Genomic DNA, 2,173 nt, shown 5'->3' with positions numbered 1-2,173 from the left:
GGGGGCCCGCCCGCCCCCCCGGGGGGGCGCCCCCCCCCCCCCCCGCCCCCCCCCCCCCCCCCCGCCCCCCGCGCCCCCCCCCCCCCCCCCCACCGCCCGGGGCCCCCCCCGCGGCCCCCCGCCGGCCCCCCCCCCGACGCGGTCCTCCCAGCCGTCGGCCAGGGGTGCCGCCTCCCGGTACCCGTCGAGCACCCGGTCCAGGTGGGGGCAGCCGAACAGGCGGAGCATCGCCAGGTCGGTCTCGCGGTGCCCGCCGTGCGCGGCCGGGTCGATGAGCCAGACATGACCGTCGGCTCCCCACAGCACGTTGCCGTTCCACAGGTCGCCGTGCAGCCGGGCGGGCGGTTCGGCGGGTCCCACCAGCTCCGGCAGCCGCTCGCAGACGCGCTCGACGACAGCCGCCTCTTCGGCAAGGACCGTACCGCTGTCGACCGCCCCGCGCAGATACGGCAGCACACGGTGCTCGGCGTACCAGCGCGGCCAGTCGGCGCCGGGGACGTTGCGCATGGGGGCGAGACCGATGTACGCCTCCTCGGGGCCGCCGGGCGGCGGGGCGCCGAACGCCGGTGCCCCGGCCGCGTGCAGGGCGGCCAGTTCACGGCCGAAACGGATCGCCGCCTCGGTACCGGCCCGTCCGGCCGTGACCCGGTCGATCACCATCCACCGCTCGTCGTGGCCGCGCACCTGCGGCACCCGGACCGCCCCCGCGTCGGCAAGCCAGCGCAGACCGGCCACCTCGGCCGGTACGGCACCGGTGGCGCCGCCGCGCTTGGCGATCACCACCGGGCCGCCCGCGAGCGTCACCTCGCTGAGGTTCCCGGACAACGCCCGCTCACCCGTGACCGGGTGAGCGGTGAGCCGGGACACCGCGGCGCCCGGCCCCTCGCCTGCTGGTTCGCCGTGCTTGACCACGACCGCCAGCGTACGGCCGGAGGCGGCTCAGACGCCCCAGGTCCCCTGGTCGGAGGCGCAGTTCCAGCCCGTGCCCTTCAGGGTGAACTTCACCTTGTAGCTGCGGGTGTTGAGGAGGTGCGTCGGTACCTTGAAGCCGAGACTGGCCTTCTTCTTGAGCGTCACGTTGTACACCGACACGACCTTGGTCGTGTTCTTGGTGATCTTGCCGCCCGTGGCCTTGGCGGTACCGAAGCGGATGTTCTTCACGTCGGTGACCGTGAAGGTGACCTTCGAGAAGCTCTTCGTCGTGCTCTTGTTCTTGATCCCGAAGTACAGGCCGCCGTTGGTGACCCACCCGTGCGAGTCGACGTAGAAACGGCTCGGGTAGACGAGACTGATCGGGCAGCTGGAGCTCGTCGCGGCCGCCGGCTGCGCGGACGCGGCTCCCGCGAGGCCCAGCTGGGCGGCGCTGACGATCCCGGCCGCGGCCAGGACCGTGGCGGACATGCGCATGCGATTCACTGTGGTGTTACCTCCCCCTGCGGCCCCGGTCGGGCCGGTGACGGCAGATTCTCATCTCCGGTAATCCGAAGACGTTTGAATTAGAGGGCACTTCGACTGTTGCTACGACTGTTTTGAGCCAAACCGGGTTGGTCGCCGCCTGTGTTGACCCGGCACGGCCGGCGTGAGGGCGCCGCGTCGCCCCACCGGGGGCACCGGGCGCCCTGCCGGGACTGGCGCGCGGCGCAGGGTATCCCCCTTGACCACAGCATCCGTGCCGATGGCCGTGTCTTCGAGGTTCAGGCCTGCCCTCCCGCCGCGAGGTCGTCCACGGCGGGGGCGCACACGCGGTGATCGGTGTGCCGCCGGGCAACGGCCACTTCTCCGCCCGACGCGTGCGCGAACTCGCCCGCTGGGCCCTGGAAGCATCCGGCTGTCCGCCCGAACCCGCCGCAAGGCGGTGAAGAACCGGCCCGGCGTACGCGTGAAAGCCTGCGGAAGCGGCGGCCGGGGCCGGCCCGGAGGGCGCCCGCCTGCGCCGGCACCCGATGTCCGGATTCCGCGCCAACCCCGCCTGCCGGAAGGTCCACCGCCGGCTGAGGAGCCGCCGAGCGCCTGACCCGTTCGATCACGTCGCGGAGCGGGACCGTGCAGCGGTGCGAGGGGGCGTTCTCACGGCGTTGCCCGACAACGGATGGCCGGCCGCCCGCATCGGCACCGAGAACGCCCACTCCGCGCGGATCTACGACTGCGCCCCCGGCGGAAGGGACTGCTACCC

At 73.8% G+C, this 2,173-nt stretch carries 3 protein-coding genes; 1 reads left to right on the top strand and 2 read right to left on the bottom strand.

Annotated elements, in window-relative coordinates:
- Together ACFW2E_RS34645 and ACFW2E_RS34640 are read right to left on the bottom strand one after the other, a co-directional pair.
- A partial coding sequence (locus ACFW2E_RS34645; RefSeq protein WP_384472243.1) for a fructosamine kinase family protein occupies positions 1-912 on the bottom strand: 912 nt, incomplete at its 3' end.
- 27 nt (positions 913-939) lie between these two features.
- Entirely contained in the window at positions 940-1,407 is a 468-nt protein-coding gene (locus ACFW2E_RS34640; RefSeq protein ID WP_384472240.1) for a hypothetical protein, read from the bottom strand.
- 293 nt (positions 1,408-1,700) lie between these two features.
- Here ACFW2E_RS34640 and ACFW2E_RS34635 point away from each other — a divergent pair, with 293 nt between their 5' ends.
- A complete protein-coding gene (locus ACFW2E_RS34635; protein WP_384472265.1) occupies positions 1,701-1,859 on the top strand; it encodes a tRNA-dependent cyclodipeptide synthase in 159 nt (52 codons plus the stop codon).
- The last annotated feature ends 314 nt before the right edge of the window (positions 1,860-2,173 follow it).

It is taken from the genome of Streptomyces sp. NPDC058964 (genome assembly GCF_042741275.1).
Taxonomy (GTDB): Bacteria; Actinomycetota; Actinomycetes; order Streptomycetales; family Streptomycetaceae; genus Streptomyces.
This window is presented reverse-complemented; position numbering and strand designations above follow the sequence as displayed.

Bases quoted from the DNA above. Each gene is read 5' to 3' on its own strand.
- ACFW2E_RS34640 (WP_384472240.1), bottom strand. From the start codon at position 1,407: ATGCGCATGTCCGCCACGGTCCTGGCCGCGGCCGGGATCGTCAGCGCC.